28 protein-coding genes are annotated in these 22,213 nt (G+C 35.8%); 15 read left to right on the top strand and 13 right to left on the bottom strand.

The window, feature by feature from the left end; translation table 11 throughout:
• Positions 1–102, top strand: coding sequence for a MetS family NSS transporter small subunit (locus AAIB49_RS05820; protein ID WP_343457474.1), 102 nt, complete (start codon positions 1–3; stop codon positions 100–102).
• A gap of 210 nt (positions 103–312) precedes the next feature.
• On the opposite strand, the gene AAIB49_RS05815 is transcribed toward AAIB49_RS05820, so the two are convergent.
• Both AAIB49_RS05815 and AAIB49_RS05810 read right to left on the bottom strand, forming a co-directional pair.
• Complete coding sequence (locus AAIB49_RS05815) at positions 313–1,284, bottom strand: M23 family metallopeptidase (protein WP_343457473.1); 972 nt, start codon at positions 1,282–1,284, stop codon at positions 313–315.
• A gap of 42 nt (positions 1,285–1,326) precedes the next feature.
• Complete coding sequence (locus tag AAIB49_RS05810; protein ID WP_343457472.1) at positions 1,327–1,896, bottom strand: YhcN/YlaJ family sporulation lipoprotein; 570 nt, start codon at positions 1,894–1,896, stop codon at positions 1,327–1,329.
• Between the two features lie 140 nt (positions 1,897–2,036).
• On the opposite strand from AAIB49_RS05810, the gene AAIB49_RS05805 reads away from it, so the two are divergent.
• On the top strand, positions 2,037–2,309 hold the full coding sequence (locus AAIB49_RS05805; protein WP_339214139.1) for a YutD family protein: 273 nt from the start codon (positions 2,037–2,039) through the stop codon (positions 2,307–2,309).
• Between the two features lie 57 nt (positions 2,310–2,366).
• Here the strand turns inward: AAIB49_RS05805 and AAIB49_RS05800 are convergent, their stop codons facing one another.
• Positions 2,367–2,648, bottom strand: a complete 282-nt coding sequence (locus tag AAIB49_RS05800) for a hypothetical protein (protein WP_339214140.1) — start codon at positions 2,646–2,648, stop codon at positions 2,367–2,369.
• 157 nt (positions 2,649–2,805) lie between these two features.
• Here AAIB49_RS05800 and hepT point away from each other — a divergent pair, with 157 nt between their 5' ends.
• Together hepT and AAIB49_RS05790 are read left to right on the top strand one after the other, a co-directional pair.
• Positions 2,806–3,243 (top strand): type VII toxin-antitoxin system HepT family RNase toxin, encoded by a 438-nt coding sequence (gene hepT / locus AAIB49_RS05795; RefSeq protein ID WP_339214142.1) that lies wholly within the window; start codon positions 2,806–2,808, stop codon positions 3,241–3,243.
• An 11-nt stretch (positions 3,244–3,254) separates the two neighbouring features.
• Positions 3,255–4,025 (top strand): TIGR01457 family HAD-type hydrolase, encoded by a 771-nt coding sequence (locus AAIB49_RS05790; RefSeq protein WP_343457471.1) that lies wholly within the window; start codon positions 3,255–3,257, stop codon positions 4,023–4,025.
• Between the two features lie 264 nt (positions 4,026–4,289).
• On the opposite strand, the gene AAIB49_RS05785 is transcribed toward AAIB49_RS05790, so the two are convergent.
• Positions 4,290–4,790 carry a phosphatidylglycerophosphatase A family protein gene (locus AAIB49_RS05785; RefSeq protein WP_339214145.1) on the bottom strand — a complete coding sequence of 167 codons (501 nt, stop codon included), beginning with the start codon at positions 4,788–4,790 and terminating at the stop codon, positions 4,290–4,292.
• A gap of 84 nt (positions 4,791–4,874) precedes the next feature.
• Between AAIB49_RS05785 and AAIB49_RS05780 the strand changes: the two genes are divergently transcribed.
• Positions 4,875–5,852, top strand: coding sequence for a protein kinase family protein (locus AAIB49_RS05780; RefSeq protein WP_339214147.1), 978 nt, complete (start codon positions 4,875–4,877; stop codon positions 5,850–5,852).
• A gap of 132 nt (positions 5,853–5,984) precedes the next feature.
• Here the strand turns inward: AAIB49_RS05780 and AAIB49_RS05775 are convergent, their stop codons facing one another.
• Positions 5,985–6,209: a NifU family protein gene (locus tag AAIB49_RS05775; RefSeq protein ID WP_010095023.1), complete on the bottom strand. Its 225-nt coding sequence runs from the start codon at positions 6,207–6,209 to the stop codon at positions 5,985–5,987.
• Positions 6,210–6,505: 296 nt separating this feature from the next.
• Between AAIB49_RS05775 and AAIB49_RS05770 the strand changes: the two genes are divergently transcribed.
• From AAIB49_RS05770 to AAIB49_RS05760, 3 genes are all read left to right on the top strand, one after another.
• Complete coding sequence (locus tag AAIB49_RS05770; protein ID WP_343457470.1) at positions 6,506–6,844, top strand: YuzD family protein; 339 nt, start codon at positions 6,506–6,508, stop codon at positions 6,842–6,844.
• Between the two features lie 10 nt (positions 6,845–6,854).
• Positions 6,855–7,709 (top strand): diaminopimelate epimerase, encoded by an 855-nt coding sequence (gene dapF / locus AAIB49_RS05765; protein WP_343457469.1) that lies wholly within the window; start codon positions 6,855–6,857, stop codon positions 7,707–7,709.
• 77 nt (positions 7,710–7,786) lie between these two features.
• Complete coding sequence (locus tag AAIB49_RS05760; protein ID WP_343457468.1) at positions 7,787–8,143, top strand: HesB/IscA family protein; 357 nt, start codon at positions 7,787–7,789, stop codon at positions 8,141–8,143.
• Positions 8,144–8,787: 644 nt separating this feature from the next.
• Here AAIB49_RS05760 and AAIB49_RS05755 read toward each other — a convergent pair.
• A complete protein-coding gene (locus tag AAIB49_RS05755) occupies positions 8,788–9,777 on the bottom strand; it encodes an NAD(P)/FAD-dependent oxidoreductase (protein ID WP_343457467.1) in 990 nt (329 codons plus the stop codon).
• Positions 9,778–10,046: 269 nt separating this feature from the next.
• Between AAIB49_RS05755 and AAIB49_RS05750 the strand changes: the two genes are divergently transcribed.
• From AAIB49_RS05750 to AAIB49_RS05740, 3 genes are all read left to right on the top strand, one after another.
• Positions 10,047–11,261, top strand: a complete 1,215-nt coding sequence (locus AAIB49_RS05750) for an NAD(P)/FAD-dependent oxidoreductase (RefSeq protein WP_343457466.1) — start codon at positions 10,047–10,049, stop codon at positions 11,259–11,261.
• Between the two features lie 113 nt (positions 11,262–11,374).
• A complete protein-coding gene (locus AAIB49_RS05745) occupies positions 11,375–11,686 on the top strand; it encodes a YuiB family protein (RefSeq protein ID WP_186870914.1) in 312 nt (103 codons plus the stop codon).
• Positions 11,687–11,772: 86 nt separating this feature from the next.
• Positions 11,773–12,465 carry a 3D domain-containing protein gene (locus AAIB49_RS05740; RefSeq protein ID WP_343457465.1) on the top strand — a complete coding sequence of 231 codons (693 nt, stop codon included), beginning with the start codon at positions 11,773–11,775 and terminating at the stop codon, positions 12,463–12,465.
• Between the two features lie 44 nt (positions 12,466–12,509).
• Here AAIB49_RS05740 and AAIB49_RS05735 read toward each other — a convergent pair whose 3' ends face one another.
• The 3 genes from AAIB49_RS05735 to deoD all read right to left on the bottom strand — a co-directional run bounded on the left by AAIB49_RS05735 (position 12,510) and on the right by deoD (position 14,589).
• Positions 12,510–12,983: a divergent PAP2 family protein gene (locus tag AAIB49_RS05735; RefSeq protein WP_339214161.1), complete on the bottom strand. Its 474-nt coding sequence runs from the start codon at positions 12,981–12,983 to the stop codon at positions 12,510–12,512.
• Between the two features lie 126 nt (positions 12,984–13,109).
• Entirely contained in the window at positions 13,110–13,706 is a 597-nt protein-coding gene (locus AAIB49_RS05730) for a biotin transporter BioY (RefSeq protein ID WP_343457464.1), read from the bottom strand.
• Between the two features lie 175 nt (positions 13,707–13,881).
• Positions 13,882–14,589: a purine-nucleoside phosphorylase gene (gene deoD / locus AAIB49_RS05725; RefSeq protein ID WP_343457463.1), complete on the bottom strand. Its 708-nt coding sequence runs from the start codon at positions 14,587–14,589 to the stop codon at positions 13,882–13,884.
• A 213-nt stretch (positions 14,590–14,802) separates the two neighbouring features.
• On the opposite strand from deoD, the gene AAIB49_RS05720 reads away from it, so the two are divergent.
• The gene (locus tag AAIB49_RS05720; RefSeq protein ID WP_186870910.1) at positions 14,803–15,066 is read left to right on the top strand and encodes a phosphocarrier protein HPr; all 264 of its coding nucleotides are present in this window, start codon (positions 14,803–14,805) and stop codon (positions 15,064–15,066) included.
• Between the two features lie 99 nt (positions 15,067–15,165).
• On the opposite strand, the gene kapB is transcribed toward AAIB49_RS05720, so the two are convergent.
• Positions 15,166–15,582 (bottom strand): kinase-associated lipoprotein KapB, encoded by a 417-nt coding sequence (gene kapB / locus AAIB49_RS05715; protein ID WP_343457462.1) that lies wholly within the window; start codon positions 15,580–15,582, stop codon positions 15,166–15,168.
• Between the two features lie 123 nt (positions 15,583–15,705).
• On the opposite strand from kapB, the gene AAIB49_RS05710 reads away from it, so the two are divergent.
• Both AAIB49_RS05710 and AAIB49_RS05705 read left to right on the top strand, forming a co-directional pair.
• Entirely contained in the window at positions 15,706–15,891 is a 186-nt protein-coding gene (locus AAIB49_RS05710) for a hypothetical protein (RefSeq protein WP_186870908.1), read from the top strand.
• Between the two features lie 124 nt (positions 15,892–16,015).
• Positions 16,016–16,594, top strand: a complete 579-nt coding sequence (locus AAIB49_RS05705; protein WP_343457461.1) for a superoxide dismutase family protein — start codon at positions 16,016–16,018, stop codon at positions 16,592–16,594.
• Between the two features lie 124 nt (positions 16,595–16,718).
• On the opposite strand, the gene AAIB49_RS05700 is transcribed toward AAIB49_RS05705, so the two are convergent.
• Positions 16,719–17,882, bottom strand: a complete 1,164-nt coding sequence (locus AAIB49_RS05700) for a MalY/PatB family protein (RefSeq protein WP_343457460.1) — start codon at positions 17,880–17,882, stop codon at positions 16,719–16,721.
• A gap of 236 nt (positions 17,883–18,118) precedes the next feature.
• Here AAIB49_RS05700 and AAIB49_RS05695 point away from each other — a divergent pair, with 236 nt between their 5' ends.
• Positions 18,119–20,233 (top strand): hypothetical protein, encoded by a 2,115-nt coding sequence (locus AAIB49_RS05695; RefSeq protein ID WP_343457459.1) that lies wholly within the window; start codon positions 18,119–18,121, stop codon positions 20,231–20,233.
• A gap of 103 nt (positions 20,234–20,336) precedes the next feature.
• On the opposite strand, the gene AAIB49_RS05690 is transcribed toward AAIB49_RS05695, so the two are convergent.
• Together AAIB49_RS05690 and yugI are read right to left on the bottom strand one after the other, a co-directional pair.
• Positions 20,337–21,686 carry a glucose-6-phosphate isomerase gene (locus tag AAIB49_RS05690; RefSeq protein ID WP_339214174.1) on the bottom strand — a complete coding sequence of 450 codons (1,350 nt, stop codon included), beginning with the start codon at positions 21,684–21,686 and terminating at the stop codon, positions 20,337–20,339.
• A 135-nt stretch (positions 21,687–21,821) separates the two neighbouring features.
• On the bottom strand, positions 21,822–22,196 hold the full coding sequence (gene yugI / locus AAIB49_RS05685) for a S1 domain-containing post-transcriptional regulator GSP13 (protein ID WP_339214176.1): 375 nt from the start codon (positions 22,194–22,196) through the stop codon (positions 21,822–21,824).
• Between the last annotated feature and the right edge of the window lie 17 nt (positions 22,197–22,213).

Below are 22,213 nucleotides of genomic sequence, written 5' to 3'. Positions count from 1 at the left end.
ATGAGTTGGATTATTTTTATGATACTATCTATTGTCATTGTTTGGGGAGGTTTAGCAACAAGTATTTGGTGGGCAGTAAAAACAGCGAAGCAAGGAAAATAATGTAAAATAAATGTTTGAGGAAAAGGCTAAGGACATAACTTAAGAAAATTAAATGTAAAACCGAATGATATACAATACTAGCTCCGGAGCGTGGTCATTGCTCTCATTCGGTTTTTCCTTTAAGATAAATTCTTTTGTCCCAGCCTCTTCCTTTTTCATACTGCCAGTTAGTTGTTTAGAAATGGTTACTTTGGACTTTTTACTTTTTAACTATTTTCTATTCTTTGCCATTCTTTCCCATTTTCGTAAATATGGATAAGGATCAAAGGACCATTCGCTGTATCCATTATCTTTGTACATTCCATAATGCAAATGTGGTGGGAACTTTCCAGATGTACCAGGAGGTCCATATCCTGTTGATCCGACTCTTCCAATCACATCACCAGGTTTTACAATTTGTCCAACTTTAAGCCCTTCTTCATATCCGCTTAAATGGGCATAATAATGATAGATATTAAAAATGTCTCGGATACCAATTCTCCATCCACCATATAAATTCCATCCCTTCAACTCTACAACCCCATACGTAGTGGAATGGACAGGTGTTCCGTAATCAGCAAATATATCTGTACCTTCGTGTATTCGATTTCCACCAAACCCTCTACGATCCCCCCATGTATTTCGGTAACTATAATTATAATTAGTGGCAACGGGAAAATCACGGTCAGTAAGATGGATACCATTAAACTGTTTGAAAACTTTAGCTGTATTCTTAATCGTTTGTACCGTTAAATCTCTATTATAATAATTCCATAAGGCAATTTTAAAATCCTCTTCTGTATAACCATATTGTTTAATATAGGAAGCCATAGTATATAGCACGTCTTCACCATTAGTAGGGTCAGCCTTATGGTCTCCATTTCCATCCTTACCAATCCCCTGAAATAATTGAATGGTATTGAGGTCCGTGGAATTATTCCCCGCTCCATACCATAGCTCATCAGGTATTCTTATGGAGATTACTTGGTCTTCCTCAATATCCTTGTGTATTTGTCTTTCGTATTGGTCTACCGCAGCAATGAAATACCAAGGTATTTCTGTAAGGGCTTCTGTTTTTTTATATAAAGCCAATCGCTGGTCATAGATAGTTTCTTCTTTTTTTTCATCAGCTAATACAGATACTGGAAGGATGCAAAGAATAGTAAAAAGTAGTAAGACAGGACAGTATGTTTTAATTTTCATTTCTTCACCTCTTTTTGGAACAGGAATTGGACTAACGATTAGTTAGTCCGTTGTCTCCTCACTATCATGTCTTCCTTGTGGTGACTTTTCCATTTGAGAAATAATTTGATCAATGGTGTTATCATAGTTTTTATTCTGCGTAGAAGAATTATGCAGGCTTTGGATATCTTGGATTAGTGCCTGATTATCAGACACATACACATCATAGAAACCAGGAAGAATAGATTTAGCTGTTTTACTCGCGATATCAGCTGCGATTGCTCGGTCCATTTCTTCGTCATGATCATATGCAATTAATACTTCTTCATCTGTTACTAATGTAGCCACCCGGTTAAATGCTTCATTTCTTAGAATAAATCTGGCTATCATATCAGCCATTTGTGTACGATTAATGGTTGCAATATGGTCTTCTTCCGTATCCATATTCAATTGATCCCTAGTATAATGAACAAAGCCTAATTTATCATTTACGTTTGACGTGTTTTGGGTTTTATTTTCTCTGTTGGGATCTAATTCATCTAACATTTGCTCTCGTTCACCAGAGGAGTTATCCGTATGTGCACAAGCCGTTAGGATAATTCCTAGTGCTAAAATGCTTAATAAACGTAACATGTCTAATACCTCCTATTCGTTACAAGTAGAACTAATCATAGTTTGTTGTAAATATAAGAATTCATGCAAAAAAAAAACAGAATAGATGTAACTAGTAAAAGTGTGGTAAACTATATACAATGCATGAGGGGTGAGTTTACTTGATCGAACTATTTGGAAAAAATTACGAGTTAATTGAAAATGTAAAAGATGGATTTCAACAAAAAGCACTAGAAGATCGGTATTCTGACATCTTGAAAAAGTATGATTTTATTGTTGGAGATTGGGGCTATGATCAACTCCGTTTAAAAGGTTTTTATCATAACCATAATTCAAAGGCTTCCGAGGACTCTAAAATCAATGCGTTAGACGATTACCTATATGAATACTGTAACTTCGGCTGTGCATACTTTGTCCTTCAGAAAAAGGATTAATACATAGGACAGGCCATTTTACTCTACATAGAAATGGCCTGTCCATTAGGCAAAGGATCACTCCTCTTGTTCAGGATTGACATCGTCAGGGTGATCATGAATGGGGTGTGATCCTTCTATTTGCCTAGGAAGATCTTCGTGTAGCTGTTTATATGGATATACAAATGCACTTAATCTTCGCTGTCCATCCTCCCATGGTGTTGATTTACTTTGGATTACTTCATCCTTGTTGACGGTCGAACCAAATGCTCCTTCTGGAAATTCCTCTGGTATTAGATAATTTTTTTGGTCCCGTACATTAGAAAAATCAGAGAATTGTTTTTTGTCTTTTTTTCCCATTATCCTCTCAACCCTTTCTTTTTTATATCATTTCCGTGGACTTAAAAATTACTTTTCCATTTGTTGGTTTCTTCACTATTTTGCGGTAGTATTAAAGACATAAGCGTTTATAATTTATGCTATGATAGATAGGTAAACTAAGCTGGAGGGTCGTATAATGTACTTTGTAGATAGAAAAAAGGTAGAGAATACTTTGCAATTTATTGAGCATCTTTTGAAAGAATATAAAGAACTGAAAGTCGATTCTTATCAGGAAAAACTCGCACTAGAAAGGTTAGTTCAATTATTAATCGAGTCTATTATTGATGTTGGAAATATGATGATAGATGGTTTTATTATGCGAGATCCAGGTAGTTATGAGGATATTATTGATATTTTAGAGGATGAAAAGGTAATTCCTCAATCAGAAAGCAGTGCTTATAAAGCGGTAATTGAACTAAGGAAAACCTTGGTTAAAGATTATTTACATGTGAATCATGAAGAATTAAATGAGGTCATCTCAACAAACCATGCAGTTCTTAACCAATTCACTGCCAGAATTCGCGACTATTTAAAAAATGAACTTGACGTGGCAAATGCATTTACGAAAGAGTAAGGAGAATTGTAGTGAAGGATTATCAAGGCTATTTAATTGATCTAGACGGAACAATGTACCGTGGAAATGAAGTAATTGATGAGGCACCAGCATTTATACAAGAGTTAAACAAACGGAACATCGATTATTTATTTTTAACAAATAACTCATCCAAAACCCAGGCTCAAGTATCGGAAAAACTAAATCAGCTAGGGATTGAATCAAATCCAGAGAATGTATTTACCACTAGTATGGCTACTGCTAAATACATTAAACAACATTATCCTAATGGACGTTGTTATTGTATTGGCGAGATAGGGTTGTTTGATTCGATAGAACGAGAGGGGCTAACTGTAACAGATGATAGTGATTGCGATGTAGTCGTGATGGGGATTGATCGCAATATAAGCTATGAAAAGTTAGCGAAAGCGTCACTTGCAGTTCGTAATGGTGCGGCCTTTATATCTACCAATAGTGATAATGCCTTACCAACAGAACAGGGTCTGATGCCAGGAAATGGCGCAATAACTTCGGTCGTGTCAGTTAGTACAGGTGTAGAACCGCAATTTATTGGTAAACCAGAGACAATTATTGTGGAACAGGCATTAGAGGTTCTTGGAACAACGCAGAAAAATACTATTTTAGTTGGCGATAATTACAATACAGACATCAAAGCTGGCATTAATTCTGGAATTGATACATTGATGGTATTTACTGGAGTTACACCATTTGAAGCGTATGAATCCTTACCCGTTAAGCCTACCTACTTTATCCGAGATTTAAGTGAATGGTTTAAAGGATAGGGGAAAAGGGTGTAGCGTGCATCGTTTTCTTTCTAGAATGATACGAGGCTCGGACATAACTAAATGAATTAAAGGAAAAACCGAATGATACACGATACTAGCTCGTCATTCGGTTTTTCCTTTAAGATAAATTCTTTTGTTCCAGAAATACGATTCATGTACGGAGTTTATAATTTGAAGGCCCCGCAAATGTTTTTTCGCTAGCGGTTGGGTGTATTTCCGAATTAAATACGTGCTATTCTGTATGACCTATGAAATGAACGATTACTTAGCATCCTCTGCAGCGTGGGCTAGTCTACTGGAAGCCGCAGCTGCAATCGCTCCAACTATATCATCAAGAAAGGTATGACATTCACCAGTAGATTTGTCATTCAGTTTTTGTAAGATTCCAGGCTTTTGTTTATCGATAAAACCGTAATTCGTAAAGCCGATTGAACCATAAACATTAACAATGGAAAATGCTATTATTTCATCTACTCCATATAAACCTTCATCAATTTCGATTGTTGTCTGCAGAGGTTCTTCTAACATCTTCTGCTCAGCAAGCTTATCGAGTTGAATACCCGTAAGGATGGCATTTTGTACCTCTCGTTTTTCTAATACACGATCTACATTATATAGACAATCCTCCATACTTAAGTCTTCATGATATTTTGACTGTAAGTAATACACTAGCTCAGCAATGTCCTTTAATGTGACACCTCTTTCTTTTAATAACTCTCTAGCTTTTTGTTCAAGCGCACTTTGGTTAATTTTTTTACCCATGATAGTACTGATTCTCCTTTTAATGGTTAAGATTAGCTAAGTTTCTCATACATTTATAGTAATGGTGTGTGGGAGGGAATCTTGATGAAAGAAATATTGTTAGTTAATTATAATGTTCATGCAACAGAACAAGTAATAATTAATGGTAGAGAAGGATTTAGGGATCATGATTATTTTTATTTTATCATTTCCGCAAGAAACAAGGAAATGATTCATTTAGAGCAAGCAGCACTTGCCTATTATCTTTCCGAAATTGGTTATAATCATACAGCAGTTCCAATACCAACGATGGGAAAAAGCTGGTTTGTTGAAAAAGATCATCATCCATATTTGGTGCTACGAGTACCGGCAGTCCAAGATAAAATTGTGAAATCACCTGGAACGTTATTAGCGGAGTTTCATAACCAAACGGCTACATACAGTTATGAACCACAAGAAATTTCTAGTTATGGCCAATGGAAGGAGTTATGGATCAAAAAATTAACAGCCTATGAACAGAAAATTAAGCAAGATGCCGATTCTATGCATAATAAATATTATCGCTTATTAGTGGATGTCTTTCCTTATATAATTGGAATAAGCGAGAATGCTATTCAATATTTACAGGAGAGTGAAAGTGATAAACGATTTCATCAAGGTGATCAAGGAGTATTTGCATTTCGCAGATACAAGGATCATTTGGCTCAACCAGTAATTTGGACGGACGAATTAGTATATGATCATCCAACACGAGATTTAGCTGAATATATTCGTTATAAATTGATGGAGAATGACTTTAATGAGGAAGAAATTTTTACCTTTATCACGGATTATCAAGAGAATCGAGCATTATCTATTTTTAGTTGGAGATTATTATATGCAAGACTGGTTTACCCTATTCATTTATATGATTTTGTCGAAGCGAGCTTTAAGGGAGAGGATTACGAGCAGTATTATAAAGAATTAAAGAGATGGATTAAGAAACAAGCACAGTATGAAAAACGATTAGCGAGGCTTTTTGAGTATTTGAATTTTGATTATAGAAAGTATGAGTTGCCTGTTATAAAATGGTTAAATCCATAGAAATCTTGAGAAGAGATATCTAATCGGGTCCGGTACGTTTGTTAATATCAAAGATTAGAGAGAAATCATTGGTAAATAACCTCTAGCAATAAAAAAAGCAGGCAACCTATGTTGTCTGCTTTAAAGATATATTTAAAATACTTGTTCGATTTCCTTTACACCTGGTACTTCAGCCATTAATGCACGCTCGATACCTGCTTTTAATGTAATCGTTGAGCTTGGGCAGTTGCCACATGCACCCATGAGACGAAGAAGTACAATGCCATCATCATCAACATCAATTAATTCCACATCTCCACCGTCACGTAGTAAGAATGGGCGCAATTTGTTTAATACTTCTTGAACTTGTTCACGCATTATCCATCTTCTCCTTTCCTATCCTTCATTATATAGTTGTTTAGACAAAAAATCTATTTTTTTATAGAGCGAATGTATCGGCGAATCTAATGATTTCCTCACAGTAGACACGCTGTGGAATGCAATTATCTGCTGACTTCCAACATACAAAGCTTCCTGTATTTTTGTATCCAAATACAAGAAGGTTCTTTTTCTAAACGTAACAAATTACATATATTAGTTATTATTATTTTATCTTTATAGTAAGGTTTTGTAAAATAAAAGAAACTATGTAACTTGGGGAAGGGGAGGAACTATTGGAAAAGAACAATGTAGTAATTACCGTATATGGAGCTGAACAGATATGTGCTAGTTGTGTTGGTGCTCCGGGCTCTAAAGACACATATGAATGGTTACAAGCAGCAATTGCAAGAAAATATGAAGTGGATCAAATTCGCTATGAATATGTCGATATAAATTCTCCACAGGAGGATGAGAAACATCAGCAATTTGTGGAACGGATTTTGGAGGAAGATTTATTTTATCCGATTGTTTTCGTGAATAATCAGATGGTAGCAGAAGGTATTCCAAGACTGAAAACAATTTATGAAGCATTGGATCAATGTCACGTGAAAATGCTAGACGAAATGAAATGAGGGCTTACCGATGGAAATACCATTTATTAAAATGCATGGATTAGGCAATAATTACATTTATCTTGATTTATTTAAATTTGAAATAGCAGAAGAGCATTTATCTGATATCGCCCAAAAAGTTTCGAATGTTAATACCGGCATTGGTTCTGATGGTTTGATCTTGATCCATCCCAGTGATGTTGCGCCAATAGGGATGCGCATTTTTAATAAGGATGGCTCTGAAGGGATGAGCTGTGGAAATGGATTACGATGTACAGCAAAATATGCTTTTGAAGCTGGGATTGTTCAGGATACTAGATTTCAAATTGAAACAAGAGCTGGAAATGTGGAAGCAGAAGTTAAGCTGATAGGGGATGAAGTAAAAGAGGTTACGATTAATATGGGTAAGCCTATTTTGAAACGTTCTCTAATTCCTATGGTAGGCAAGGAGCAGGAAAAGGTAGTAAATGAACCCTTTATTGTCGCCGGAGAGGAATTAAAGGTTACTGCAGTTTCGATGGGGAATCCCCATGCGGTGTTTTTTGTTGAGGATATTAACAAGGCTCCCTTATATGAGCTAGGGGAAACAATCGAAAAAGATCCGCGTTTTCCAGAAGGGGTAAATGTAGAATTTGTTGAAGTAATAAATGAATCAGAATTGAACTTTCGAGTATGGGAAAGAGGATCAGGGGTCACACAGGCTTGTGGTACGGGAGCGTGTGCGGCTGTAGTGGCTGCAACTCTAAATCAGCTGATTCCTAAACATAAGACCATAACCGTACACCTGGATGGTGGAGATTTATTTATTACTTGGGATGAGAATGATAATGTTTGGATGAATGGAGGAGCAGATATTATTGCTACGGGTATTTACCATTATCGTTAATGGTAAATCTTATTATTTGAAAACTAGCTAAACAAGTAGGTATACTGGATACAAGGATTTGGATAGGAGGAATCAAGATGGTTTTAACGCTAACAGATAGTGCAAGTCTCCAAATTAAAGAAATGATGAAAAGTGAAACAGGCAATGTACGTCTTCGCTTTGGTGTAAAGGGTGGCGGCTGCAGCGGATTATCTTATTCACTCGGTTTTGATCAGGAACTTAATGATGAATTAGATCTTGTGGAAGAAATAAATGGTATTCCAGTTGTGATAACGAAACAAGATATCCCTATTATAGAAGGGACAACCATCGATTATAAGCAGAATATGATGGGGGGAGGATTTAGCATTGATAATCCAAATGCGATTCTTTCTTGTGGCTGTGGATCCTCTTTCCGTACGAAGGAAACAGTAGGCGCTCCTGAGAAATGTTAAGGAAATCCATTAAGCTTAAGTGGAAAATAACATATAACAATGTTTAACCTATTTTATTCGATAAAAGTTTTAGACAGCCTAATTGGTATAGAGTTTTACCAATCAGGCTTTTTATCTTTGATTGTAATATTCTATAACCATAGAACGATAACAAGTTAATACATAATGTTTAGGGAGCACGTATGGTGCTGAACATATTTTATCTAATTGGTTATTATTCGATGGAGGAGACAGAAGGTTTTATGATGAGTTACTCGAATTATAAAAGCCCTTACCATTCGGTAAGGGCTGGTTTACATCCATAATATAGAGTTGAACGTAGCTCTAGGCTGGCTTACCCTAAATAAACCGCCATTTGTTGGAGCTGGAAATTTAATAGATGGAGGGGTTGTTATTAGTGACGACGATTAGGGTTTACATCACATAAATTACTAATAGAATCTTGAATAACCGTTCTAGTTAGAGTAATGGTTGTTCTAAGTTATATAATCTTCCACTTGTTATATCTAGAAGGTTGGGTAATAAAAAGCTAAAAATGGTACAGTAAAAAGCAAGCATGAAAAGGTCAAAAGTCCTCTCCATGCTTTTCTATGCTTCATATAACAATCAACCAAACTTTTAGGAATTACAGAAAGATTAGTACGTTATTCAAACATACTTGTTGAATGCTTTGGCTGTACCCTTGCTTTTGGATCAATATATTGTTTTGCATTGTTAATTGCAGTAGGACCTTCTCCGAATCCAGTTGCAATTAATTTGATTTTTCCAGGGTATGTACAAATGTCGCCTGCCGCATAAATTCCTGGGATATTGGTTTCCATTTTAGTGTTAACAACGATACTATTTTTTTCAATTTCCAGACCCCAATCCTTAATCGGGCCTAATGTTGAAATGAAACCATAATTACAAATGACATCATCCACTTCAAGTTCGATTTGCCGATCACCTTTTACTTCTTCCAAAAGGATTGTTTCGATCTTATCGGAAGTAGTAATATTAGTTGGAGCAAATGGTGTTAGTATGTCTACGTTTGCGTTTTTCAATTGCTCTACACTATGCTCATGTGCTCTAAACTCGTTGCGGCGATGGACTAACGATACTTTTTCCGCTATTGGTTCAAGCATTAATGCCCAGTCTACAGCAGAGTCCCCACCGCCAAGAATAGCGACTTTCTTATCTTTAAAGCGATTCATGTCTTTTACATAATAATGTAAATTGATTCCTTCATAATCCTCGGAATTATTTATATTCAAACGACGTGGTTGGAACGCACCATTTCCAGCTGTTATGATGATTGTTTTCGTATAGTGAATTTCACCCGTGTTGGAAGTTAGCTTGAACGATTCATCCTCAAGACGCTCCACTGTTTCAATCGATTGACCAAGTACGATGGTAGGGTCAAACATCTGTGCTTGCTTCTCTAAATTATCTACTAGCTCTTGAGCACGAACCTTAGGGAAACCAGCGATATCATATATATATTTCTCTGGATATAGTGCAGTTAACTGCCCACCAGTATGGGGTAAATTTTCAATAATCTTTACACTTGCTTGACGCATCCCACCATAAAAAGCTGTAAATAAACCTGCTGGACCTGCGCCAATAATGGTAACGTCAAATACTTTGTCAGACATCCCATGACCTCCTTTTTGGAAAATACCAATAACATAGTAACACAAATTCACTGTACTTGTAATGGAACTGACTTCAATTAGTAAAGATAAGCAAATAAATTTAAGGCTTGAAAATTATTAGGAAAAGGTCTATTATATAGGGTGGACAATATATTACGTTTATGTGACAACCCACTATAATTACTGTTCTCATCTGTTATTATTCTATTAAGTGAAATTTGTCACATACAAAAGTAATAGATAAATAATAAAATTGGATGTGATGATGTATGAAAAAGCCTAACATTGTCGTTTTAGGTGCAGGTTATGGCGGAATGATGACTACTGTAAAATTACAGAAGTCATTGAATGCTAGTGATGCTAACATTACTCTAGTAAACAAAAATGACTACCATTATCAAACTACATGGTTGCATGAAGTATCAGCTGGGACAGTTCATCAAGATCAAGCTAGAATAACAATCAAAGACGTTATTAATGAACATAAAGTTAACTTTGTTCAAGATACGGTGGTTGAAATTAAGCCGAATGAAAACAAAGTAAAACTTGAAAATGGCGAATTAGATTACGATTATCTTGTAATTGGTTTAGGATTTGAATCAGCTACTTTCGGTATTCCTGGACTAGAAGAGAATGCGTTAATGATTAACGATATTAACTCTTCTCGCTTAATTAGAGAACATCTTGAGTTTAACTTTGCTGAATATCACAAAGATCAAAACCCTGCACGCTTGAACATTGTTGTTGGTGGTGGCGGTTTTACTGGGATTGAATTTGTAGGAGAATTAGCGAACAAAGTTCCTGAGTTATGTAAAGAGTATGATATTGATAAATCACAAGTTCGTATTATCAATGTAGAGGGTGCTCCTACCGTATTACCAGGATTTGATCCAGAGCTAGTAGAATACGCGATGAATTCACTTGAAGCACGTGGAGTTGAATTCATTACTGGTGCACTACTTAAAGAAAGTAAGCCAGATGCTGTCGTTTATGAAAAAGACGGCAAGCTTCATGAAATTCCAACACTTACAACGGTTTGGGCAGCTGGGGTTAAAGCAAATACAATCGTTGAGAAATCAGGCTTTGAAACAAATCGTGGAAAGATTCAAGTACGTCCAGATATGCGTGCACCTGAATTTGACAATGTATTTGTTATTGGTGATTGTGCATTAATTATGAACGAAGAAAGTGGTAGACCATTCCCACCAACTGCACAGATTGCGATTCAACAATCTGCTACAGTCGCTCATAATTTAGTATCACTTGTTAAAGGACACGGAGAACTTGAAGGCTTTGAGTACAAGTCACTTGGTACATTAGCATCTCTAGGTCATAATGATGGCATGGGTGTAGTATTTGGTGATAAGAAGCTATTCGGTTGGAAAGCAACCTTCATGAAGAAAATGAGTGATAATCGTTACCTATTGAAATTAGGTGGAATTGGATTATTACTGAAAAAAGGTAAGTTTAATTTCTTCTATTAATTCCATATCGTAATTCTAAAGGAGCAAAGGCGTTTGTATTTCGTCTTTGCTTTTTTTATGAAATGCTTATAGAATTAATGTGTATGTGACTAAGGAAGAGGGGTTTACATAAATTGATTCAATTAATTGTATCGGTTATCTTATTTTTTGTTATATTTTTCGGAATAGCATTTATTTTAAATATGCTACTTAGAAGAACATGGCTTATGGCATTTATTTATCCGTTTATCGTCTTACTTATTGTCGATAATATACCTATTGGAGATTATTTTTCTTCTCCAGGACAAGCATTTTCTAAGGCATTTAGTGAATTATTCTCCATCAACACCTGGGATGTAATCATATTATCTGCTGGTTTTTTAGGTACCATTGTGTCAGGGTTTGTTATTAAATTCTTACGTAAGAATGGATATCAGATGTTTTAATAGTGTTTTCCAAAATGTTAGCGTTCTATTCCAATGAATAAAATCTTACTAGATTGGACATGATGACATCCAGAGAGGTGTTATTATTGAAAATCAGTAAAATGATTAGAAGAATTGGCATGACAGCCTTATTTCTGCTGGCATTTTGGACAACATTATCGAGTATTTCCAATGTGACTTATGCAGATATAGCAATCATGCTACATCAAGACCAGGTAGCTTCTGCAAGTAATGATGAAGCAAAACCTGTCGAACATAGAAAGATAGCTTTACAGGAAAAAACTTTAAAGATGCTGTCAAAACAACAGCATTATATTTCAAGTGAGCAAATTGAAGGACCAAAAACAGTAGAAGAAGCAATCAACATAAATAATTACCCAAAAGCAACCGTCATTGCCACAGGATATACAGCAGGAGTAGAATCAACAGGAAAGCATCCTGACCATCCACAATATGGAATTACGTATTCAGGTGTTAAAGTGAAGCGGGACTTATATTCTACAATTGCAGCAGATTTATCGATATATCCAATTGGTACGATTATGTGGATTCCAGATTATGGATTTGGTGTTGTAGCGGATAAGGGTGCTGCCATCAAAGGTAATAAAATCGACTTGTATTTTCACACTGTAGAGGATGTTTACTCCGAATGGGGTAAACGAGAAGTTGAGGTCTATATTATTGAAAAGGGCTCTGGAGAATTATCGGAAGAGGTATTACAGAATCTTAATGAAAATAAAGCGCTTCAAGTATTCAGGGAACAAATTAATAAAAGCTAAATATGAGAAAAGGAGGCAACAGGAATGCCTCCTTTGCTCATGTATTAATAAAAATTATTAAGAATAAGTGCGACGAATATACCGGTAATAGCCCCAAAGAATACTTCTATTGGTTTATGGCCAAGTAATTCTTTCAAATCCTCTCGTTTTTCATATGTCCCTTTATTTTCCCAGTTCTTAGCACCTTCAACTAGTACTTGAAAATCCTTTACAAGTTGATTAAGTAATGTTGCATGTTTCCCCGCGTGTCGACGTACACCTGAGGCATCGTACATCGTGATAACACTAAATACAGCAGCTACAGCAAATAATGTTGAATCAAATCCTTCTATGATCCCGATTGCGGTAGAAAGGGACGTAACTGCAGCAGAATGACTACTTGGCATACCCCCAGTGCTAAAAGCGAGACCAGGAACAAATTCTCTTGTTGCAATAAAATGAATAGGAATTTTAATAACTTGGGCAAATACAATCGCAGATAATGCTGCTATGATTGGGAAGCTAGAAAAAAGATCCATGATGAGTTCCTTTCAGACATATTTTTATGATTGTTATTTTATCATAGTCTGCGCTAAAGTAGATATTATTTATGCGGAAAAATAAAAAGAAGAGGCTACAAGTAGTGACCTCCTCTTTTAGACGGGTTATGATATTCTTGCTGTTTTCCATTTCATCGGAATGCGATTAGCTATACGAACTGTAAATACGGCGGCTAAACAAGATAAAGCAACATCCTTAATCAAAAATGGAACCATACCAATCCAGGCGATTTTATAGCTAATTGCTAAGTTTAACCACAAATTCATAGAAAAGTACATAAATGTAACACCTATCAAATAATTAATGGTTAATCCTAGTAAGGAAGCTATTACATATTTTGGAACAGATGGTTGGTTAGAACGTTCTGTTATCCAACCTGCAACAAAAGCGACAATAATGAACGATAGTAAGAAACCGCCAGTAGGAGTTATTAGTTGCATCGGACCTGCTTCCATCCCAGCAAAAACAGGTACACCTGCAGTCCCAACTAACACATATGTAACCATCGCTAAGCTTCCTAATTTTTTTCCTAGCATTAATCCTGCTAAGATAGAGAAAAACGTTTGTAGTGATAATGGTACTGAAGTTCCACCAATTGGTATTGCTAGAAATGGAAACCATACAGCAATATTAGCCCCGATGGCCATCAAGCAGACAAATAATGCTCCAACAGTTATTTCTATTGGTTTAATATTCCTCATCGTTAACACCTCTCCTATAACTAGAATAATGAGATGAGGACATATTGTCAACTTATATTTTATAAGGTTAACAATTAGTGGTGTGAAAAAATAATCCTTATCACTCTATAAGTGAAAAAGGATTATTCTAATTCTCCCTATTATGTGACTACCGCTTATGATAATGAATGGTACCTTATTTAATTGCTGCTTCTAAGGCGATTTCCATCATTTCATTAAAGGTTGTTTGTCGTTCTTCTGCAGTTGTTTCTTCACCAGTAATAATGTGGTCTGAAACAGTTAAGACAGACAGTGCTTGACGATCGTATTTAGCAGCTAGGGTGTATAATGCTGTTGTTTCCATCTCAATAGCAAGCACCTTGTATTTTGCAAGTAGCTCGTTCACTTCCTTAGCATTATCACGATAGAACGTATCACTTGTAAATACGTTACCGACACGAAGATTCATCCCTTTTGCCGTTCCAACCTCATATGCTGTACGTAATAGATCAAAATCTGCTAGTGGTGCATAATCAATTCCATTAAAAATTAGCTGATTCATTCGGGAATCTGTCGTAGAGCCTTGTGCTAAAATGACATCTCTCACTTTAACATCCTTTTGGATAGCACCACATGTACCAACACGGATTAATTTCTGAACATCATAGCTTTGAATTAATTCATTCACGTATATAGAAATAGATGGGACTCCCATTCCAGTACCTTGGACAGATACCTTTTCTCCCTTATATGAACCGGTATATCCATACATACCACGGACTTGATTATATTGCGTAACGTCTTCTAAAAAGGTTTCTGCAATATATTTTGCTCTTAACGGGTCACCAGGAAGTAATATTTTATCAGCGATTTCCCCTTTTTTTGCTCCTATATGTACACTCATGTCATTTCCTCCTATATTGACTAGTCAAAAATAAAGTTATCATAACCGTTCCTTAAAAACAATCTATTTATGATAGACTTTTTAGTTTCCATACGAATTAAAATTGTATATAATAAATATAAGTTCAATTATTCACGAAGTAATTTCGTATAATTGATAAAAAAGTACATAAAATTTGTACAAGCTAATATATAAGTTGGAAGGATGAATAGCATGAAAGAACAATCTTTTAAAATTACTGCAGATACAGGTGTACACGCTCGCCCTGCTACTTTATTAGTAAATAAAGCTGGTCAATATCAATCAGATATCGAGCTTTCGTACAATGATAAGACTGTTAACTTAAAGTCTATTATGGGAGTTATGTCATTAGGAATTCCTAAAGATGCTGAAATCAAAATCACTGCTAATGGTAGTGATGAAGAAGAAGCAATTCAAGGAATTGCAGAAGTAATTAAAGAAAACTTAGGTGAGTAATCAAGAAAAGGCTGTCTTCATAAAGGCAGCCTTTTTGATTTCATAAATTGTATGGTTACTGGTTATAAAGAATGGGACATATTCCTTAAAATCATAGCCTTATTTGTTATGATAGGTTCCGTTTTCGTAATATTTTCCAAGATAATAACTCTCCTCAACAGACGCTAATGCTCGTAATGCTTCTTGATTATAGGTTGTATCATTCCGCTTAAGCTTTTCGCGATATTGTGCCACCGCATTTTTTAGAGACTCACCATAATCTAAATCTGGACCTGCATAACGGGTAACAACATCCTTGAGGACGTTCACCTTTTCAAATTGGCTAAGAGCTTTACGTTCGTGAAACAGCACATTTTCGACTTGCTTCGGATGATGCAGATCTCCTTGCATTGGATGCTTTACAACTGCTAAAGTTTTGACTAAAAATTTTTCGTTCCGATCTTCGATTATTTCTCCTAAGTAAATTCCTGATTTATATGGAATTTGGACCATATCACCTAAAGAAAAATCACTCAACTAAATACAACCCCTTTCTAAGACTCATTGTGCCAAATTTTTAACAAATTGGCGAACATTTTAATTTACTTTATAAGTCTTCTACAAATTTGATATACTGATAAGAAGAAGGACGTGATACATATGATGCCGTTTTTATATTTTCCTGAGGACAAATCAGAATATATCCCTGCGGTCATTACCTTAATTATTTTTATGATTGCAGCAGCTGTGGCATTTTATTTTTTCTATAAACATTCTAAAAAGCAAGAACAAAAGTTTAACTCAGAGTACGAAAGTCAATTAGATGAGAATAAGAAACCAAACTAACAGAGCAGCGAAGTAACTTGCTCTGTTTTTTTATAAACCATATTAAAAAGACGGTGCTGATTATGTTTACACACTCTTTTTTTGCGAATACTATTTTTATCATGCGAAAAAGGGAGTAGTGGATATGCAGTATGTACGTTTATTCCTTTTCATGCTTTTATTATTAGCTGGTTGTCAGAGTACAGTGGATACAACGAAAAGTGTGGAGATGTATAATGCATCAGGAGATATGGTTGGAACGGCGCAACTAACAGAGTCTCCTGATGGTGTAGAAGTTAAATTAAAGCTGGAAGGGTTAACGCCTGGCTTTCATGGAGTTAGTGTTCATGAGTTTGCAAAATGTGAGGGGCCAGATTTTAAGTCAGCAGGAAACCATTTAAATCCTGAAGGGAAAGAACATGGGCTCATGCATCCTGAAGGACCACATTTAGGTGATTTACCGAATGTGGAAGCGGATAGTGATGGCATTGTAGATGCCGAATTAATGCTTTCTGGGGGAACCTTAAAGGAAGGGAAAGATTCGTTATTACGAGGAGAAGGGACCTCCTTAGTTGTGATGGAATTACAAGATGATGGGGTATCGCAGCCAGGTGGAAATGCAGGGGCTAGATTAATTTGTGGAGAAATAAAGTCAGGAAAAGGAGAAGAACCAACAGAATCACCAACAGACCCGACTGAATTGAATGATACCCAAGACGATTAGTGGGTGAGATATATGGATAAGAAAAAGATAAAACCGAATGATGCTCGATTGCCAGAGTGGGTCGATGCTACTCATTCGGTTTTTCCGTTTCTTTTATATACACAAGCCTAAGACTTGGCCAATTTTACTTATTTATTGCTGCGATGATTCGACGAACGCCTTCCTCTAGTGTTGCGCGAGGGCAGGCGATATTCATTCTCATAAACTTCTCGCCTTCCGTTCCGTATTCAAACCCAGCATTTAATCCGACCTTAGCTTCCTCGTTAAAGAATTTGCGTAACCCTTTAGCATCTAAATGTAGTGAACTACAATTAATCCAAACTAGATAAGTCCCTTCTGCTTTGGTCACGGTTAAATCCGTTTCTGCTTCTAGTGTTTCTTTTACGTATTGATAATGGCTCTGTAAAAGTTCACGAAGTTGATCAAGCCATTCTTCTCCATGATTGTAAGCTGCTTCTAGTGCAGTATTGCCCATCGTATTTAGACCATGAAATCCTTGAATCGCAAATTGCTTTTCTAGTTTCCTCCGCATTTCTTGATTAGGGGTGATGGCATAAGATGCTTGCAATCCAGCTAAATTAAACGTTTTAGAAGGAGCCATGCACGTAACGGTCCTACCTGCAATCGATTCAGATAGTGATGCAATAGAGATATGCTGTACATTCGGGAAGGTTAAATCAGCATGAATTTCATCAGAAAGGATTAACACATCATATTCTTCACAAAGCCTAGCAATCTCTTCTAATTCATCTCTTGTCCAAACTCTTCCAACAGGATTATGTGGGCTACATAGAATAAAGGCCTTAACCCCTTGTTTGAATTGCTCTTCTAAGTCATCAAAGTCAATATGATATTTATTTTCAGAATATAAGAGTTGATTTTTTACAATTACTCGGTTATGTGCTTCAATTACTTTATAGAAAGGTGTATATACTGGTGTCTGAATTACTATTTTATCCTCAGATTCCGTTAAGGCTTGTACTGCCATATGTAAAGTTGTGACAACGCCTGGACTAAAGGAAAGCCATTCAGATTGAATATTCCAGTGATGCCTTTTAGAAATCCAATTGACAATGGATGATTTTACCATGTCATCAACAATTGTATAGCCATATATACCATGCTCTGCACGGGCAATCAATGCTTGGTTAACTGCATCTGGTGCTTGAAAATCCATATCTGCAACCCACATGGGTAAGACATCCTCAGACTGAAATAGATTTTTAACCATATCCCATTTGACAGAGCGAGTATTTTTACGGTCATGTATCGTTTCAAAAATTTTCATCCAAATTACCTCCTAATAGTATGTATTATTGTCTATTATAACGCAAAAAAAGACAAAAAAAGAGCAAAGCGTTTAAATACGCCTTGCTTACAGGGGGAATACGAGAAAGTCTTACGGTAATAGTTATACCCGGTTTCATTAAATATAAACATGTTTTATCGATTTTTTTACGTCTTTTGAAACCTTTTTGTAACCATATCGTTTACTTATATAGAGATAAGAATTGGGGGATGCGTATGTCTGATGAACTACTATATCAATCAATAAAGGAAAATAAACAAGAAGGCTTCAAACAGTTGGTTACCCACTATAAATCCACTGTTGAACAGATTGCTTTTCAGTACGGATTGGATAAAGAGAATATTGTCCGTGTTGTTCAGGAAACGTTTATTAGGTTGCACAAAGGAATAGATCGAGTAGAGCGACATGACTTACCGGGTTCTCTTTATCGGGCTTCCATGGATAGTTTGAAAGATTATCGTAGAATACAAACTGCTATTTCCAAAAATAACTCTTATAAGATGTACGGCTACTACTTTGAAAAATTAGAATATATGGTTATTCAGCATGCTTTAACTAAGTTAGATGATAAGTATAAAATCCCAATGATTTTACATTACTATCATCAAATGACCTTTGAGCAAATATCATTCATTATTAAAGTGAATTCAGATATCGTAAAGAAGCGGATAGCACAAGGAATGGAATTACTTCATGCGAATATAGAGAAAATGGATGCGAAGGAAAACGGAGTAGATTTTCAACATGTAAAATTATCAGACATGCTTGCTGAAATGGTGTATTCCTATGAACGATTACCAGCGTTCACACAGATTCAGGAGTTACTTCATCAAGTAGAAATGGTCGGGCAAAAACAGAAATGGCGAAAAAGCATTCCTATTCTAGTTGGAATAGTTGGTTTAATCCTTTTTTCTTTTCTTTCCGTTAATTATATACAAGGCGAAAGGCAGCGCCAGGTTTTAAAAAAAGAGGAGGAGGCTTCCGCATCCGTTGATAGTGAAATGGATGATTTGGATAACGAGGAAGATAACCAAGGATTAGATCCAGAATTGAAAGCATACTTAGAAGAGGCTAAAGAGAGGCTTGCAGCGGAACTTAGGATAGAAGATATTGATACATTTCCAACAGTAACCATGGTTGAAGGTTTACTAAGTGATCTGAATAGTAATTCTTCGTATTATCATGATGATACGAAGGAATATATTGAAATGCTTCTTCAATCACCTTCATCGCTAAAGGCTAATCTGGATCCAAACGCGATAGATAGTGAGGATTATTTATTGCAGTATTTTTACTTAGTATCAAATTACGAGTATTCGTTTCAGGAATATTTAAATCGATTACTATTGGATTATGATATATCAATAGATGACTATGAATCTATTATGTCATTACAAGAAGAGGCATCGAGTTATGAAGGACCTGAAAAAATAATAGAATTTATTGATGTTCTAGGTGAACAAGGCTATATCTTAACTAGAGCATCAGAAAACGCTGCACTAACAGTAAAGTTCTCGATTGAAAATCTAATCCAATATATGGAGCAAATTGGATTTTCTGATGCTCATATTGCTTACATGAAATATATTTCGAACATGGAAGACCAAGATTGGGATAGATGGGAGAGTTTCGCTCTATATGCGTTAGAAGCAGAAGACCTTCTGAGTACGTATGGGGATTCGTTTTCGGCGTTATTCCGGGATAGTATTATAAGTAATATAGAAACTCATCTATATAACTATTTAAGAGTTGGGGAGATGACTACCGTAACAGATGTGGAAAAAGAAGAATATCATCAATTTCTTGCCAACCACCCGGACTCTATTCTCGCGCAGATAGTACAGACTACGATGAAGAATTGGGAAGAGAATGATTGGAAAAGGGCGCAAGATGATATTCGTATATATGACATGAGATTACTTTTTGATAAAAGATATCAACATATTAATTATGAGGATACCTTAAGTCTAGAGAGCTGGCCATTTACTTTAACAACGTCTACCATATATGAACGTTATTCAGAAGAATTAAGTCAAGACATGCTATTGGAAGAAAATCCTATGGAAATCGTATCATTATATGCTTACGCTAGTGCGAGAAGAGATACAGATACAATGTCTTCCTTAATCACTTCAGAAGAATTATTAGATAGTGAAGAAGAATCGTTAGAATGGTTTGAATTACGTAATTCAGGTGCTTATGCATTAACCGAATATCAAACGGAAGATTCTGCAGTCGTATTTATTGTAAACTGGGAAGGAGATCCATATTTTACAATAAATCTCGATAAAGATAACGGGGTTTGGAAAATAACGCAAATACATAATTAAAGAAGCAAGAATAAAATGAAGTAAAAAACCGAATGATTAGGGTCATGTCCTATTCATTCGGTCTTTCTTTAAATGTTATTTTATTGTTCCTGCTTCTTTTCGTTTATTTTAAACGTTTTTCAAGTTCTGCTTTTTCAGCTTCAAAACCAGGTTTTCCAAGTAATGCAAACATATTCTTTTTATATGCCTCTACACCAGGTTGATTAAATGGATTTACTCCTAATAAGTACCCACTCAAAGCACATGCTTTTTCAAAGAAATACACAAGATATCCAAATGTGTATGCGTCTAGTGCTGGTAAATCAATAACAAGATTAGGTACTCCTCCATCAGTATGAGCTAATAATGTACCTTGGTATGCTTTGTCATTAATTTCATGAATCGTTTTACCAGCTAGATAATTAAGCCCATCAGAATTGTTTTCGTCCTCTTCAAGTGTCATCTCTAATTTTGCATGATTCACATGAAGGACTGTTTCAAACAGATCACGACGACCTTCTTGGATGTATTGTCCTAATGAATGGAGGTCTGTTGAGAAGTTTGCAGATGTTGGGAAGATACCCTTTTGATCTTTACCTTCACTTTCACCATAAAGCTGCTTCCACCATTCAGAGAAATATTGTAGTCCTGGCTCATAATTTACTAGCATTTCAATCGTTTTACCTTTATTGTATAAAACATTTCTGACTGCTGCGTATTGATAAGCAATGTTTTTCTCAAGAGAAGACTCGTTGAAATCATTCATTGCATCAAGTGCACCTTGCATGATGTCATCTACCTGAATCCCGCTAACCGCAATTGGTAATAAACCGACTGCCGTTAATACGGAGAAACGTCCGCCAACATCATCTGGAATTACGAATGTTTCATATCCAGCGTCATCGGCTACCCCTTTAAGTGCGCCTTTCGCTTTATCTGTTGTAGCAAAAATACGTGATTTCGCTTCTTCTTTTCCATATTTCTCTTCTAAATATTGCTTGAAAATACGGAAAGCAATAGCAGGCTCTGTCGTCGTTCCACTCTTAGAAATTACATTAATGGAGAAGTCTTTACCTTCAAGAACATCGAATAATTCCTTCATATATGTGGAGCTCATATGATGCCCTACGAAAATGATTTGTGGAACATTACGCTGCTCTTTAGATAATAGGTTTTGGAATGAATGGTTTAGCATTTCAAGAGCAGCTTTTGCCCCTAAATAGGAACCACCAATCCCGATAACAAGTAAAATATCAGAGTCATTTTGAATTTTTTTAGCAGCGGCCTGTATTCTGGTGTATTCTTCTTTGTCGTAATTCTGTGGTAAGTCAACCCATCCTAAAAAGTCATTTCCAGGGCCAGTCTTGTTATGTATTGCTTCGTGTGCAACGGTAACAAATTCAGCTAAATTGTCTAGCTCTTCCTTATTAATGAAATCTAGTGCATGTTGATATGAAAATTGTATATGTGACATGGTATCCTCCTTTTAGATATTATTATAAAGTAGTTTCCTCATATAGAAAATCAAAATACATAGGAAGAGGCTCCTACCATCAATATTAACGAAAAGTAGGTAATGTTGATGGGAGAAGCCTCTAGCTATCAAGTATTAGTTTTTAAATTCGGATTGTTCAATCCATTCTTCAAGTTTTTCTTTTAGTGTATTGAACCCAGAAGTGTTTTCTTCAAGTTTTACTGATTGTTTAGCTGGAGCTTGAGGCTTAGCTTGTTTCTTTGGTGGTTCTTCCGTTGCACGGATAGATAAGGATACTTTATTTTTCTCCTCATCGATATTTAGAACTTTCACGTTCACTTCATCACCAACAGAAAGATGATCGTTAATATCTTTCACGAAACCATGTGTTACTTCTGAGATATGAACTAATCCTTGTACTTCATCGTTAAGTGCAACAAATGCACCATATGGTTGAATACCTGTTACTTTACCAGTAAAAATCTGACCTACTTCAATCTTATCTGTCATGCTGAACATCTCCTATA

The sequence above is a fragment of the Ornithinibacillus proteolyticus genome, assembly GCF_039581225.1.
Taxonomy (GTDB): Bacteria; Bacillota; Bacilli; order Bacillales; family Amphibacillaceae; genus Ornithinibacillus; species Ornithinibacillus massiliensis.
The sequence above is the reverse complement of the archived record's forward strand: the minus strand, read 5'-3'. Positions and strand labels throughout refer to the sequence as shown.